This is a genomic window from Pseudonocardia sp., from assembly GCF_050250275.1.
Taxonomy (GTDB): domain Bacteria; phylum Actinomycetota; class Actinomycetes; order Mycobacteriales; family Pseudonocardiaceae; genus Pseudonocardia.
In genome coordinates this window covers 96,728-111,533 of the sequence record NZ_JBFWOY010000004.1, presented here as the reverse complement: position 1 = coordinate 111,533, position 14,806 = coordinate 96,728, and the positions used below count along the sequence as shown (strand labels likewise).

The 14,806-nt window shown below is 71.2% G+C and carries 12 protein-coding genes; 1 reads left to right on the top strand and 11 read right to left on the bottom strand.

The features are described 5' to 3' along the window. Positions 1-89 precede the first annotated feature (89 nt). On the top strand, positions 90-743 hold the full coding sequence (locus AB7F12_RS05645; RefSeq protein ID WP_428497753.1) for an OmpA family protein: 654 nt from the start codon (positions 90-92) through the stop codon (positions 741-743). A gap of 247 nt (positions 744-990) precedes the next feature. On the opposite strand, the gene AB7F12_RS05640 is transcribed toward AB7F12_RS05645, so the two are convergent. The 11 genes from AB7F12_RS05640 to nuoE form a co-directional block, all read right to left on the bottom strand. Further along, positions 991-1,986 carry a polyprenyl synthetase family protein gene (locus tag AB7F12_RS05640; RefSeq protein ID WP_428497754.1) on the bottom strand — a complete coding sequence of 332 codons (996 nt, stop codon included), beginning with the start codon at positions 1,984-1,986 and terminating at the stop codon, positions 991-993. 17 nt (positions 1,987-2,003) lie between these two features. Next, positions 2,004-3,548 carry an NADH-quinone oxidoreductase subunit NuoN gene (nuoN, locus tag AB7F12_RS05635; RefSeq protein ID WP_428516372.1) on the bottom strand — a complete coding sequence of 515 codons (1,545 nt, stop codon included), beginning with the start codon at positions 3,546-3,548 and terminating at the stop codon, positions 2,004-2,006. A gap of 74 nt (positions 3,549-3,622) precedes the next feature. Further along, entirely contained in the window at positions 3,623-5,239 is a 1,617-nt protein-coding gene (locus AB7F12_RS05630) for an NADH-quinone oxidoreductase subunit M (RefSeq protein WP_428497756.1), read from the bottom strand. Next, positions 5,236-7,194, bottom strand: coding sequence for an NADH-quinone oxidoreductase subunit L (nuoL, locus tag AB7F12_RS05625; RefSeq protein ID WP_428497757.1), 1,959 nt, complete (start codon positions 7,192-7,194; stop codon positions 5,236-5,238). Before nuoL ends, AB7F12_RS05630 begins: the two co-directional genes overlap by 4 nt. 9 nt (positions 7,195-7,203) lie before the next feature. Then, on the bottom strand, positions 7,204-7,503 hold the full coding sequence (gene nuoK / locus AB7F12_RS05620) for an NADH-quinone oxidoreductase subunit NuoK (RefSeq protein WP_098958668.1): 300 nt from the start codon (positions 7,501-7,503) through the stop codon (positions 7,204-7,206). Continuing rightward, positions 7,500-8,321, bottom strand: coding sequence for an NADH-quinone oxidoreductase subunit J (locus AB7F12_RS05615; protein WP_428497758.1), 822 nt, complete (start codon positions 8,319-8,321; stop codon positions 7,500-7,502). The genes nuoK and AB7F12_RS05615 overlap by 4 nt, the downstream gene beginning before the upstream one ends. Next, positions 8,318-8,884 carry an NADH-quinone oxidoreductase subunit NuoI gene (gene nuoI, locus AB7F12_RS05610; RefSeq protein WP_428497759.1) on the bottom strand — a complete coding sequence of 189 codons (567 nt, stop codon included), beginning with the start codon at positions 8,882-8,884 and terminating at the stop codon, positions 8,318-8,320. Before nuoI ends, AB7F12_RS05615 begins: the two co-directional genes overlap by 4 nt. Next, positions 8,885-10,180, bottom strand: coding sequence for an NADH-quinone oxidoreductase subunit NuoH (gene nuoH / locus AB7F12_RS05605; RefSeq protein ID WP_428497760.1), 1,296 nt, complete (start codon positions 10,178-10,180; stop codon positions 8,885-8,887). Beyond that, on the bottom strand, positions 10,177-12,648 hold the full coding sequence (locus AB7F12_RS05600; protein ID WP_428497761.1) for an NADH-quinone oxidoreductase subunit G: 2,472 nt from the start codon (positions 12,646-12,648) through the stop codon (positions 10,177-10,179). The genes nuoH and AB7F12_RS05600 overlap by 4 nt, the downstream gene beginning before the upstream one ends. Continuing rightward, entirely contained in the window at positions 12,645-13,982 is a 1,338-nt protein-coding gene (gene nuoF, locus AB7F12_RS05595) for an NADH-quinone oxidoreductase subunit NuoF (RefSeq protein WP_428497762.1), read from the bottom strand. The genes AB7F12_RS05600 and nuoF overlap by 4 nt, the downstream gene beginning before the upstream one ends. Then, the gene (gene nuoE / locus AB7F12_RS05590) at positions 13,982-14,800 is read right to left on the bottom strand and encodes an NADH-quinone oxidoreductase subunit NuoE (RefSeq protein ID WP_428497763.1); all 819 of its coding nucleotides are present in this window, start codon (positions 14,798-14,800) and stop codon (positions 13,982-13,984) included. The genes nuoF and nuoE overlap by 1 nt, the downstream gene beginning before the upstream one ends. Between the last annotated feature and the right edge of the window lie 6 nt (positions 14,801-14,806).

The following is a 14,806-nucleotide window of genomic DNA, read 5'->3' as shown; positions in this document are numbered from 1 at the left end:
TGACGGTGATCCGGCCGGGCAGCGGCCCCGCGCCGCCCGGAGTTGCGGAGCGTGATCCCGCTGTGACACGGAGGTGGTGGGATGCGCCGGTGGCCTCACACGCGTCGCGCCCCTCACGGCTGCTGTCGGTGTGGCTGCCCGCGGCCGTCGTGGTCCCGGCCCTGCTCGCGGGGCTCGCGCTGCTGTGGCCGGCGCCCCGGATCGCCGACGACATCGCCACCCGCACCTCGGCAGCGCTCGCCGCGGCCGGTCTCGGCGGGGTCGGTGTCACCGTGTCCGGTCGCGATGTCGACCTCACCGGGGTCCCCGCCGACGCCCTGTCCCGGGTGCGCGAGGTCGCCGAGCAGGTGTCCGGCGTCCGGGCGGTGACGGCGACGGCCGGGTCGCCGACGACCCCGTCGGCCGGCTCCGACCTGGCCACGGTCCTCGCCGCCGCCGCACCCGTCACGTTCGCCGCCGACAGCGCCACACTGCAGGGCGCGCCCGCCGGGACCGTGACGCAGGTCGGACGGTGGCTCGCCGCCCACCCCGGGGCCCGGGTGCGGCTCACCGGGCACGCCGCCGACACCCCCGGCCCACCGTCGGTGGCCCAGGCGCTGTCCGAGGAACGCGCGCGGGCCGTCGGCGATGCGCTGCGCGCGGCCGGGGTGGACCCGTCGCGGATCGTCGTGGAGGGGCGGGGCAACGCCGATCCGCTGCCGACCGCCGCGTCGAGCCGACGCGTCGAGATCAGCGCGCAGTAGCCCGTAGCCCGCGCGCCCGTGCCACCGAGCGTGTCCTCGGCGCGTCGGATGCGCCCGCACGACACGTCCGCCGGACCGACCTGGCACGAACGTGTCGGCAGAGCCCCCCGTGCGCTCCCCTGACACGTCCGGGACCGGCCCCGACGCGCGGCCGCTGCCTCGGCGCCGACGCAAGCCGCCGGCAGCGGCCCCGGCCATGTCGCCGGCGTGCCGGCCGCGCTCGCGCGACACGGTCGCGGCGAGCCGCTCAGCCGGTGCGCTCGACGACGTACGCGGTGAGCGTCGACAGGGCCTGGGTGGCGGCGCAGTCGGGCAGGATCGCCAGCTGCGCGCGGGACTCCTCGGCGTAGTGGGCCAGCGTCGCCCGGGAGCGGTCGAGGCCGGGGCCGGTGCGCAGGAGGTCGAGCGCCTCCTCCACCTCGGCGTCGTCGCTGATCGGACGCGACAGCAGGTCCCGGAGCCGGTCGGCCCCCGGCTCCTGCAGCGCGTAGAGCATCGGCAGGGTCTGGACGCCCTCGCGCAGGTCGGTGCCCGGGGTCTTGCCCGAGTCGTCCGACGGCGACGCGATGTCGATGACGTCGTCGGAGATCTGGAACGCGGTGCCGATGGTGGCGCCGAAGCGGCGCAGCGACTCCGTCTGCTCGGGCGTGCAGCCCGAGAACATGCCGCCGTAGCGGCCGGAGGTCGCGATGAGCGAGCCCGTCTTCTCCGCCACCACCCGCAGGTAGTGCTCCACCGGGTCGTCCCCGGGGCCGGGACCGCGGGTCTCCCGCATCTGACCCGTGACCAGCTCGGCGAACGTCTCCGCGATGATGCGCACCGCGTCGGGCCCGAGGTCGGCCACGAGCCGCGACGCGTGCGCGAACAGGAAGTCGCCGGTGAGGATGGCCACGGTGTTGTCCCACCGCGAGTTGGCGCTCTCGGCCCCGCGACGCATCGTCGCGGAGTCCATGACGTCGTCGTGGTAGAGCGTCGCCAGGTGCACGAGCTCGACGACGGCCGCGGCCGTGACCACCTCGTCGCTGTCGGAGCGTGGCCCCACCTGCGCCGAGAGCAGCGTGAACAGCGGTCGGAACCGCTTGCCACCTGCGTCGATCAGGTGCAGCGACGTCTCCGCGACGAAGTGGTACTCGGCCTGCACCTCGCGGTGCAGAAGGTCCTCGACCCGCTTGAGGCCGTCGGTCGTGACGGCGGCCAGTACCGGGTCGCCGACCTCGACTCCCGCGACGATGTGCGTCTCCACCCCTCCAGCCTACGAACTCACCCGGAGAAGGGGCCGCCGGAGGCCATACCCAGCGCCAGCGACGGCACGATGCCGAGCAGGAGCGTGACCAGGACACCCAGGGTGATGGCGGCTGTGGTGAAGGCGCCGGGGACGGTGACGGTGGGTCCGTCGGGTGCCGGCTCGTTGAAATACATGAGCACGATCACCCGCAGGTAGAAGAACGCCGCCACCGCGCTGGCCACGAGGGCGATGATCACCAGCGGGGCCATGCCGTCGTCCAGCGCCGCCGCGAAGACGGCGAACTTGGCCGTGAACCCGCTCGTGAGCGGGATGCCCGCCAACGCCAGGAGCAGGAACGTCATGACCCCCGCGAGCAGCGGGGATCTCTTTGCGAGACCCGCCCATTGGGACAGGTGCGAGGCCTCCCCGTCGGAGTCGCGGACCAGGGAGATGACGCCGAACACCGCGAGCGTGGTGAAGCCGTAGGCCAGCAGGTAGAAGAGCGTGCCGGACACGCCCTGCTCGGTGATCGACATCGAGCCCAGGAGCAGGAACCCGGCGTGCGCGATCGACGAGTAGGCGATCATGCGCTTGATGTCGGTCTGGGTCAGACCGAGCACGGCGCCGATGACCATCGAGACGATCGCGACGGCCCACAGCACACCGCGCCACTCCCAGCGGGTGGTGTCGAACGCCACGAAGAGCACCCGCGAGATGGCCCCGAACGCGGCGACCTTGGTGCAGGCCGCCATGAACGCCGTGACCGGTGTGGGCGCACCCTGGTAGACGTCGGGCGTCCACGTGTGGAACGGGCCCACGGAGCCCTTGAACAGCAGCCCCACGACCAGCAGCGCGAGCCCGCCGAACAGCAGCGCGTCGGAGCGGTCCGAGCCGGCCGCGGCGTCGGCGATGGCCGACAGCTTCACCGAGCCCGCGTAGCCGTAGAGCAGCGCGAGACCGTAGAGGAAGAACGCCGAGGCGAACGCGCCGAGCAGGAAGTACTTGACGGCCGCCTCCTGCGAGAGGAGGCGGCGCCTGCGGGCGAGCCCGCACATCAGGTACAGGGGCAGGGACAGCACCTCGAGGGCGATGAACATCGTCAGCAGGTCGTTCGCCGAGACGAAGACCATCATGCCGCCGAGCGCGAACAGTGCGAACGGGAAGACCTCGGTCTGCATCGTCGGCGCGGAGCCGGGCTCGCCGTAGTCGCGGTCGACGTCTGCGCCGTCACCGGAACCGGTGCCGGTGCTGCCGCCACCCCCGGCCGCGGCCGCACGCGAGGCCGACGACGGGATGAACGCCCCGCCCGGCTCGACGGAGCGGTCGGCGATCAGCAGGATGCTGCCCAGGCCCAGGAGCAGCAGCGTGCCCCACAGGAACAGCGTCGGGTTGTCTACGGACAGCGCGTCGCCCAGGGTCGTGACGCCGGCGGGGCTGCCGCCGGCGTAGACGCCGAGGGTGACGCCGGCGGCCGCGAGCACGACGAGGCTGAGCGCGACCTGGACGGGCCAGCGCTGGTGCCGCGGGAGGAACGCCTCCACGAGCACCGCGATGCATGCGCCGCCCAGCACGATCAGCACGGGCGCGATGGCGCCGTAGGCGATCTGCGGCGCGGTGATCGCGTCGGCGGGCGCCTGCGCGAGAAGAACCGGGGTCACCGGGACACCCCTCCCACCGGGTCGGTGAGTCCGACCTCGGTCATCGTGGCGGCTGCCGTCGGGTTGATCACGTCGAGCACCGGGCCGGGGAAGAACCCGAGCACCAGGATCAGCACGATCAGCGGCGTCAGGACGCCGATCTCCCGCTTGGACAGGTCGGGGAATCCGGTCGCGCCGCGCTCGGCGGCCACGGCCGGGTCGATCATGGTGCCCGGTCCGTCGCCACGCCCGCCGCCGAGGGCGGCGAGCACGGCCGAACCGCGCAGCGGGCCCTGCATGGTGCGCTGGTACATCCAGAGTACGTAGAGCGCGGCGAGGATGATGCCAACGGTCGCCAGGATCGAGAACACCGGCTGGCGCGGGAACGAGCCCAGCAGCACGAGGAACTCGCTGACGAACGAGTTGGTACCCGGCAGCGCCAGCGACGACAGGCCGGCGACGAGGAACGCTCCCGCCAGCAGCGGGGCCACCTTGTGGACGCCGCCGTAGTCGCCGACGAGCCGCGACCCGCCGCGGGCGATGACGAGCCCGACGACGAGGAACAGCATGCCCGTCGAGACGCCGTGGTTGACCATGTAGAGCACCGAGCCGCTGAACGCCTGCGTGGAGAAGGCGAAGATGCCCAGCGCGATGAAACCGAAGTGCGCGATCGAGGTGTAGGCCACGAAGCGCTTCATGTCGGTCTGCCCGACGGCCAGCAGGCCGCCGTAGAGGATGCCGATGATCGCGAGGGTGAGCACGAGCGGCGCGAGCTTCTGCGAGGCCAGCGGGAACAGCGGCAGGCAGTAGCGCAGGAAGCCGAAGGTGCCGACCTTGTCGAGGATGCCGACGAGCAGCACACCGGCCCCGACGGGGGCCTCGGCACCGGCGTCGGGCAGCCAGGTGTGGAACGGCACCAGCGGCGCCTTGATCGCGAACGCGACGAAGAAGCCGAGGAACAACCAGATCTGGGTGCTCTCGGGCAGCGACGCCGCCATCTTCTGCAGCTCGACCCAGGTGAACGTGCCCTGGCCCAGCTCGCGGCCGCTGACCACGAACAGGCCGATCACCGAGGCGAGCATGATCAGGCCGCCGAGCAGCGAGTACAGGAAGAACTTCACCGCGGCGTACTGCCTGCGCGGGCCGCCGAAGCGCCCGATCAGGAAGTACATCGGGATGAGCATCGCCTCGAAGAAGACGTAGAACAGGAAGACGTCGGTGGCGGCGAAGACACCGACGAGCAGGCCCTCGGTGGCGAGGATCAGCGCGTAGAACCCGGACTGGGTGCGTCCCTCGGGCAGCTTCTCCGCCCACGAGAACGCCATGACGATCGGCACGAGGACCGCGGTGATGGCGAGCATGACCAGCGCGAACCCGTCGATGCCCAGCGCGAAGCGGGTGCCGAAGGCCGGGATCCAGTCGACGGCGAACTCGAGCTGGAACCGGGCGCCGTTCTGGGCGGCCGGGACCGAGTAGGCGAGCCAGGTGATGACGACGAGCGCGAGCTCGACGACCGACACCGCGACGGCCACCCACTTGGCGGTGGTCTGCTCCTTGATCGGGGCGACCAGCGCCGCGCCGACCAGCGGGACGAGCAGCAGGACCAGCAGAAGCACGGACGTTCCTCCGGTCATACGAACCTCACCGCCAGCAGCGCGGCGATGACGAGGACCGACCCGCCGAGCATGCTCAGCGCGTAGGACCTGACGAACCCGGTCTGCAGCCTGCGCAGCCGGCCGGACGAGCCGCCGAGCGTTGCGGCCGTGCCGTTGACCAGCCCGTCGACGCCCTTGTTGTCGATGAAGACGAGCGCCCTCGTGAGCCAGACGCCGGGGCGCGCGATGAGCGCCTCGTTGATGGCGTTGGCGTAGAGGTCCTTGCGGGCCGCCCGGACGGGGATCGACACCGGCTCGGGACGCTCGACCGGGGTGGGCCGGCGACCGACGAACAGGTACGCCAGCACGACGCCGAGGGCCGAGAGGCCCAGGACGAGCCACGGGACGACGGAGTGCGGCAGCGCCCCGCCCTCGAGCTCCTCCAGCTCACCGAGCGTCGGCGAGAGCCACTCGGCGAGCCGGTGGCCCTGCGTGAGCAGGAAGCCGGCGAAGACCGAACCGAAGGCCAGCACGATCATCGGGGCCGTCATGGCCACGCCGGACTCGTGCGGGTGGTAGTCGTGGCCGTCGGGGGCCTTGATGGTCTTCCAGCGCTTCTCGCCGAAGAACGTCATGATCATCAGCCGCGTCATGTAGAACGCGGTGAGACCGGCGGCGATCGCGGCGACGAGCCCGAACACCCAGCCCTGCCAGCCCGGCTGGGCGAAGGCCGCCTCGATGATCGCGTCCTTGGTGAAGTACCCGGACAGGAACGGGAAGCCGATCAGGGCCAGGTAGCCCAGGCCGAACGTCACGAACGTGATCGGCATGTGCCGGGCGAGCCCGCCGTAGTGGCGCATGTCGACGTCGTCGTTCATGGCGTGCATGACCGAACCGGCGCCGAGGAACAGCCCGGCCTTGAAGAAGCCGTGCGCCAGCAGGTGCGCGATGCCCAGCGCGTAGCCGACGGGCCCCAGCCCGACGGCCAGGATCATGTAGCCGATCTGGCTGACCGTGGAGTACGCGAGCACCTTCTTGATGTCGTCGTACGCGCAGCCGATGATCGCACCGATCAGCAGTGTGATCGTGCCGATGAGGGCGACCACGAGCCTGCCGTCGGCCGAGAGGTTGTAGATGGGGTTGGCGCGGGCGATGAGGTACACGCCCGCGGTGACCATCGTCGCCGCGTGGATGAGGGCCGAGACCGGTGTCGGGCCCTCCATCGCGTCCGGGAGCCAGGCCTGCAGCGGGAACTGGCCGGACTTGCCGCAGGCGCCCAGCAACAGCAGGATCGTGATCGCGAGCGTCGTGCCCGGCGGCACCTCGCCGATGCGGGCGAACACCTCGGTGTACTGCGTCGTGCCCAGCTCGAGCCACAGCAGGAAGATCGCCAGGGCGAGCCCGACGTCGCCGACGCGGTTCATCAGGAACGCCTTCTTCGCGGCGGTCGCCGCGGACGGTCGGTCCTGGTAGAAGCCGATCAGCAGGTACGACGCCAGCCCGACGCCCTCCCAGCCGAGGTAGAGCATCACGAAGTTGTTGCCCAGGACCAGCACCAGCATGGCCGCGACGAACAGGTTGAGCTGCGCGAAGAAGCGCCGCCGCCCGGGGTCGTGGCTCATGTAGCCGGTCGAGTAGATGTGGATCAGCGAGCCGACGCCGGTGATCAGCAGCACGAACGTCAGCGACAGCGGGTCGAGCCGCAGACCGAAGTCGATGTGCAGCCCACCGACGGAGATCCAGTCGTAGACCGACACCTCGCGCGTGCGCTGCGCCGGGTCGAGCCCGATCGTGTCGAGGAAGATCAGCAGGCCGATGACGAACGAGGCGACGACCGTCGCGACGCCCAGCCAGTGGCCCCAGCGGTCGCTGCGCCGTCCGGAGACGAACAGGAACAGCGCGCCGAGGGCCGGCAGTACCACGAGCAGCCACGCGAGCGATGCGACACCGCTCGCAGCCGCCACTTGCCCCGCTTCGGGGAGCTGGGTAGGCACGGGGAGCTCCTAGTACTTGAGCAGGTTGGCGTCGTCCACCGAGGCGGACCGGCGCGTGCGGAAGATCGACATGATGATGGCGAGCCCGACGACGACCTCCGCCGCGGCGACGACCATGACGAAGAACGCCATGATCTGGCCGTTGAGGGCACCGTTGATGCGCGAGAACGTCACCAGCGTCAGGTTCACCGAGTTGAGCATCAGCTCGATGCACATGAACACGACGATCGCGTTGCGGCGCACCAGGACGCCGACGGCGCCGATGGCGAACAGCAGCGCCGAGAGCAGCAGGTAGTACGTCGGGGTCATCGGTCACCGTCCTGGGAGGACCCGCCGGTGAGGGAACGCGGGTCGGCCGGCGGCTGCTCGATCTCCGTGACCGGGGTCGACTCGATGATGTCCGAGAGCGACTCCGGCGCGATCGAGCCGTCGGGGAGCAGGGCGGGCACCGCGACGGAGTTGGCCGTCGCGAACACGCCCGGGCCGGGCAGCGGGGAGATGCGGGCGTGGCGCCCGGTGAGGCGGGCCAGCACGGTGACGCGCTGGCCGGGCTTGTCGTGCGACTTCGACTGCGCGTGCGCCAGGACCATCGCGCCCAGGGCCGCCGTGATCAGCAGCGCCGAGGTGAGCTCGAACGCCAGCAGGTAGTCGGTGAAGATCAGCCGGCCGATTCCGTGGAGGTTCTGCGTGGAACCGGCGCCGCCCGCGCCGAGGCCCACCGGGGTGACCTCGACCAGGGAGCGGGAGATGGCCGCGACGAGCAGCACCGCGAGGCCCAGGCCCAGTACGAGGGCCGCGAGCCGTTGTCCGCGCAGGACCTCGACCACCGAGTCGGAGCTGTCCCTGCCGACGAGCATCAGCACGAACAGGAACAGCATCATCACGGCGCCGGTGTAGACGATGATCTGCACGAGGCCGAGGAACGGCGCCTGCTGGACCATGTAGAGGATGCCCAGGTTGAGCATCGTCATGACCAGGAACAGCGCCGAGTGCACGGCGTTGCGGGCCAGGACCATGCCGAGCGCCCCGCCGAGGGCGATGGGACCCAGGATCCAGAAGGCGATCGACTCGCCGAGCGTCATCGGCCCGCCGGTGTCGGCCGCGGCCTGCGCGAGGGTCGTGATCATCGGACCTGCTCCCCGACGGCGTCGCCGGTGCCCTGCTCGCCGGCGGCGGAAGCGCGGGCGAGGGTCGGGCCCTGGACGTAGTAGTCCTGCTCGTTCTCACCCAGGCGCATGGGGTGCGGCGGCTGCTCCATACCCGGCAGCAGCGGCGCGAGCAGCTGCTCCTTGGTGTAGATCAGGTCCTGCCGGTTGTCGTCGGCCATCTCGTAGAAGTTGGTCATCGTGAGCGACCGGGTGGGGCACGCCTCGATGCACAACCCGCAGCCGATGCAGCGCAGGTAGTTGATCTGGTAGTCGTGGCCGTAGCGCTCACCCGGGGAGTACCGCGCCTCCTCGGTGTTGTCACCGCCCTCGACGAAGATCGCGTCGGCGGGACAGGCCCACGCGCACAGCTCGCAGCCGACGCACTTCTCCAGCCCGTCCGGGTGCCGGTTGAGCTGGTGGCGGCCGTGGTAGCGCGGCGCGGCCGGCGGGAAGTCCTCCGGGTACTCCTCGGTGACGACCTTCTTGAACATCGTCGAGAAGGTGACGCCGAAGCCCTTGAAGAAGTTGACGAACTCGGACATCTACTCGCTCTCCTTCCCGGAGTCGCCGGAGCCGACCGCGGCCGGCTCCTTGCCGGACGAGCCGGCGACCCTGCGGGTGCGGGCGCGTGGTGGCGTCGGCACCGTGAGGTCGAGCGGCGGGACTGGGTAGTCGGAGCCCAGCTCGATCGGCAGGGGCTCGGTGCGTCGCCGGTCGGGGACCAGGAACGCGACGATGAGGATGACGGCGAGCACGATGCCGCCGGCCACCAGCAGCGTCGTGATGTCACCGGACTCGCTGTTGCGCCAGGCGCGAACCGCGAAGATCAGCAGGATCCAGAGCATGCTGATCGGGACGAGGACCTTCCAGCCCAGCCGCATGAACTGGTCGTAGCGGAAGCGGGGAAGCGTCCCGCGCAGCCAGATGAAGAGGAACAGGAAGATCATCGTCTTCAGGATGAAGGCGAGGAACTGGAACCAGCCGTTGTCGAAGCCGGACCACAGGTGGCCCAGCCACGGGATCTGGCCCCCGCCCAGGAACAGGGCCGTGGCCATCGCCGAGACGGTCACCATGTTCACGTACTCGGCGAGGAAGAACAGCGCGAACTTCAGCGACGTGTACTCGGTGTGGAAGCCACCGACCAGCTCCGACTCGGCCTCGGGGAGGTCGAACGGTGCGCGGTTGGTCTCGCCGACCATCGCGATGACGAACACCACGAAGCTCGGCAGCAGCAGCCACACGTACCAGCCGGTGCCCTGCGAGGCGACGACGTCGGCGGTGGACATCGAGCCGGTGTAGAGGATGACGGCGACGATCGACAGGCCGAGCGCGATCTCGTACGAGATGACCTGCGCGGCCGAGCGCAGCGCGCCGAGCAGCGAGTACGGCGAGCCGGAGGCCCAGCCGCCGAGCACGATGCCGTAGACGCCGATCGACGAGCAGGCCAGCACCAGCAGGACGCCGACCGGGAGGTCGACCAGCTGCAGCACGGTGCGCTCGCCGAACATCGACACCTCGCCGCCGAACGGGATGACCGAGAAGGCGACGAAGGCCGGGATGCAGGAGATCACCGGCGCGATGAAGTACACCCGCTTGTCGGCGAGCGTCGGCATGATGTCTTCCTTGAAGGCCAGCTTCAGCCCGTCCGCGAGGGACTGCAGCCAGCCTCCGGGACCCACCCGGTTCGGGCCGGGACGCTGCTGCATCCGGCCGACGACCTTGCGCTCGGCGTTGATCATGAGGAGCGTCAGGACGACACCGAGCGCGAAGAGCCCGACGACCTTGATGAGGATGATCCAGATCGGGTCGTCGGCCAGCAGCTGCTGGGTCTGGTTCACGCCGCACCTCCGTCAAGGTTGCCGGCGCCGGTGACGCCGACCAGGTCGCCGTGGCCCGCACCCAGCGCCGTGCGGACACCGTCGGCGCCCACCGGGTTGGCCGGCAGCCACACCACGCCGTCGGGCAGGTCGGCGAGCGCCACCGGGGCCGTCACCGCGCCGCGTGCCGTGCGCACCGTCGCGTCCACCCCCTCGGTCAGGCCGAGCCGCTCCGCCGTCGCCGCGTTGACCCGCAGCACCGCGGTGCGGGCCGTGCCCACCAGGTGCGGCTCGTCGACCGACAGCGAGCCGCTGCCGACCAGCTGCCGCCACGTCGCGAGCACCGCCTGCCCGTAACCGGGCGCCACCGCGTCGGCCGCGCCGATCGTGGGCGCCGTGCCCGACACCGCGACCGACCCGAGCCGGGCCAGGTCGCCCGCCGAGGCGGCCGGGGTCTGGGTGAACAGGTCGACGTCCATCTCGACCGCCAGCGTGTCGAGCACGCGGCAGTCGGGCAGGACCCCGGACGCGTCCAGGACGACGCCGAACTCGCGGCGGCGGCCCTCCCAGTTGACGTAGGAGCCGGAGCGCTGCGCGTCGGGGGCCACCGGGAGCACGACGTCGGCCCGCTCGGTGACCGCCGAGGCGTGCATCTCCAGGCTGACCACGAACCCGACTTTCGACAGCGCCTCGAGGGCCCCGGCGGGGTCGGACATGTCGTGCGGATCGACACCGCCGACGACCAGGGCCGACAGCACGCCGTCGGCGGCCGCGGCGAGGATCTCGTCGGCGTCGCGGCCCGGGGTGTCCGGCAGCGCACCCGCGGCCAGGCCCCAGGCCTGCTCGACCTCGGCGCGCGCGGCGGCGTCGGCGACGCGGCGGCCACCGGGCAGCAGCGACGGGACCGCGCCGGCATCCAGCGCACCGCGGTCGCCCGCACGGCGCGGGACCCAGCCGATCTTCGCGCCGGTGCGGGTGGCCAGCGCCGCGACGGCCGAGTAGAGGCCGGAGACCTCCGCGGCCCGGTCGCCGACCAGGATCACCGCGCCCGGGGCGCTCAGGGCGTCGACGAGCTCGCCACCTGCGGTCGCGAGCTCGTTGAGGACCGCGGCCTCCCCGCCGGGAACCGACGGGATGAGCGTCGCGTTGGTCTTGTGAACACCGGGGGTGCTCCACTGACCGAGCTGGAAGACGCGCTGACCCTTCTTGAGGACGGCCTTGCGCATCCGGAGGAAGACGATGCCCGCCTCCTCCTCGGGGTCCAGCCCGACCGTGAGGACGGACGGCGCGGCCTCGACCGCACCGAACGTCACGCCCGTGTCCGGTGTGGTCCCGACGACGCCCGAGGCGAGGAACTCCAGCTCCTCGGCGCTGTGCGGGCGGGCACGGAAGTCGACGTCGTTGGTGTGCGCGGCGACGCGGGCGAACTTCGCGTAGGCGTAGGCGTCCTCGACGGTCAGCCTGCCGCCGGGGAGCACCCCGATGCCGCCCTGCGCCCGTGCCGCGAGCAGTCCCTCGGCCGCGACGCGCAGCGCGTCGGTCCAGGAGGCCTCGGTCAGCACCCCGTCGACCCGGACCATCGGCCTGGTGATGCGCCCGGCCGAGGTGAGGTAGCGGAACGCGAAGCGGGTCTTGTCGTCGATCCACTCCTCGTTGACGTCCGGGTCGTTGCCGGCGAGGCGGCGCAGCACGGTGCCGCGGCGGGCGTCGATGCGGATCGCCGCGCCCGACGAGTCGTGCTCGGTGACCCCGGGCGTCGACACCAGGTCGAACGGGCGGGAGCGGAACCGGTAGGCGGCGCTGGTGAGCGCGCCGACCGGGCAGATCTGGATGGTGTTGCCGGAGAAGTAGGACTGGAACGGCTTGTCCTGCGCGACACCGACCTGCTGCTGCGCGCCGCGCTCGAGGAGCTCGATGAACGGGTCGCCCGCGATCTGCTCGGAGAAGCGGGTGCAGCGCTGGCACAGGACGCAGCGCTCCCGGTCGAGCAGCACCTGCGTCGAGATGGGCAGCGGCTTGGGGAACGTCCGCTTGACGTCGACGAACCGGGAGTCGCTGCGCCCCGACGTCATCGCCTGGTTCTGCAGGGGGCACTCGCCACCCTTGTCGCAGATCGGGCAGTCGAGCGGGTGGTTGATCAGCAGCAGCTCCATGACGCCCTGCTGGGCCTTGTCGGCCACCGGCGACGTGTGCTGGGTCTTGACGACCATCCCGTCGGCCACCGTCATGGTGCAGCTGGCCTGCGGCTTGGGCATCGGCCGGCCGCCCATCTCCACCTCGACCAGGCACTGGCGGCAGGCGCCCGCCGGGTCGAGCAGGGGGTGGTCGCAGAACCGGGGGACGATGATGCCGAGCCGCTCGCACGTGCGGATGAGCAGCTCGCCCTGCGGGGCGTCGACCTCGACACCGTCGATCGTCAGCCGTACGTGGCCCTCGGGGACGGGCCTGCTCGTCGTGCCGTCGGGGGCCTTCTCGGGAGAGAGGGTCACGCGCTCGCTCCAGTCATCTGGGCCAGCTGATCCGGTCGCGCGACCGCCGGCTGTTCGGCGATCAGGTCGAGGAACTCCTGGCGGAAGTACTTGATCGCGCTGGTGATCGGGCTGGTCGCACCGTCGCCGAGTGCGCAGAAGGAGCGGCCGAGGATGTTGTCGCAGATGTCGAGCATCGTCTCGACGTCCTCGACGGTGCCCTGGCCGTGCACCATGCGTTCGAGGATCTGGACGAGCCAGTAGGTCCCTTCCCGGCACGGCGTGCACTTGCCGCAGCTCTCGTGCTTGTAGAACTCGGTCCACTTCATGACCGCCCACGGGACCGAGACGGTCTCGTTGAAGATCTGCACGGCCGTGGTGCCGAGCATGGACCCGGCCGCGGCCGCGCCCTCGAAGTCCAGGGGCACGTCCAGGTGCTCCGCGGTGAACAGCGGCGTCGACGACCCGCCCGGGGTCCAGAACTTCAGCGGGATGCCGTCCTTCATGCCGCCGGCCATCTCCAGCAGCTCCCGCAGCGTCACACCCAGCGGGGCCTCGTACTGGCCGGGGCGCTCCACGTGCCCGGACAGCGAGTAGATCTTCGGGCCGGGGCTGCGCTCGGTGCCCATCGACCGGAACCAGCCGCTGCCGCCCGAGACGATGTCGGGGACCGACGCGATCGTCTCCACGTTGTTGACGACGGTCGGCGAGGCGTAAAGCCCCGACGTCGCCGGGAACGGCGGCTTGAGCCGCGGCTGGCCACGACGGCCCTCCAGCGAGTCGAGCAGCGCCGTCTCCTCGCCGCAGATGTAGGCGCCCGCGCCGGCGTGGACGACGATGTCGAGGGCGAACCCGCTGCCCAGGATGTCGGTGCCCAGGTAGCCCTTGGCGTAGGCCTCCGCGACGGCCTGGCGCAGCCGGCGGATGCAGTGCAGCGCCTCACCGCGCACGTAGATCGCGCAGAAGTTCGCGCGGATCGCGTAGCTGGTGATGATGCAACCCTCGATCAACGAGTGCGGGTCGGCCATCATCGTCGGGATGTCCTTGCAGGTACCGGGCTCGCCCTCGTCGGCGTTGATCACCAGGTACTTCGGCTTGGCACCGGGGCCGGTGGAGCCCTGCGGGATGAACGACCACTTCATGCCCGTCGGGAACCCGGCACCGCCGCGGCCACGCAGACCGGAGTCCTTCACCAGCGTGATCAGCTGGTCGGGCTGGGCGGCCAGTGCGGTCCGCAGCGCCGTGTAGCCGTCGGTGCGCTCGTAGGTGTCGATCGACCACGACCGGTCGAGCTGCCAGCGGCGCGTGAGCACCGGGGTCAGCGGGTCGGTACGCGGCTCTGTGGGCTCGGTCATCACTTCGCCTCCGGAAGCGGCGGCAGCGCGGGGTGCTCGGCGGGCCGGGCGGGGGCCGCCCAGCCGCGCTCGGCGGCCAGGACGGCGCCCCGGACGGTCTCGGACGCGATCGACGGGCCCTCAGCGGCCGCGGCCAGGTCGGGATGGAACCCGGCCAGCTCGAGCTCGACGGTGCGCAGGTCGGTCAGCGGGGCGCCCCGCGTCGGGTGCGGCTTCTCGCCGCGCCGCAGCGCGTCGACCAGCTCCTCGGCCGACTCGACGGACTGGTTGTCGAAGTACTCGTAGTTGACCTGGATGACCGGCGCGAGGTCGCACGCCGCCAGGCACTCCGCGTGCTCCAGGGTGATCGAGCCGGGCGATCCGGGCTCGCCCGCGGTCTCCTCGTGGCCCAGCGGGCGGCCCTCGCTGCCCAGGCGCTCCTGCAGCCGGGCGTAGATGGCGTCGCCACCCATCGCAGCACACAGGGTGTTGGTACAGACGCTGACCAGGTGCTCACCGCACGGGTTGCGCTTGTACATCGTGTAGAAGGTCGCGACGGCGGAGACCTCGGCCGTCGTGATCTCCAGCATCTCCGCGCAGAACCGGATGCCGGCCTGGCTCACGTGGTTCTCCACCGACTGCACCAGGTGCAGCATCGGCAGCAGCGCCGACCGCGACTGCGGGTAGCGGGCGATGATCTCCTTCGCCTGCTGCCGCGTCACCTCGCCGAACGCGGGGGACGCGATCGGTCCCTCGACGGCCTCCGGGCTCCAGACCACCTCGTCGGGCCCGGTCACCTCACGGGCGTTCATCTCCGGGTTCCCCTCGGGCAACGTCATCGCACG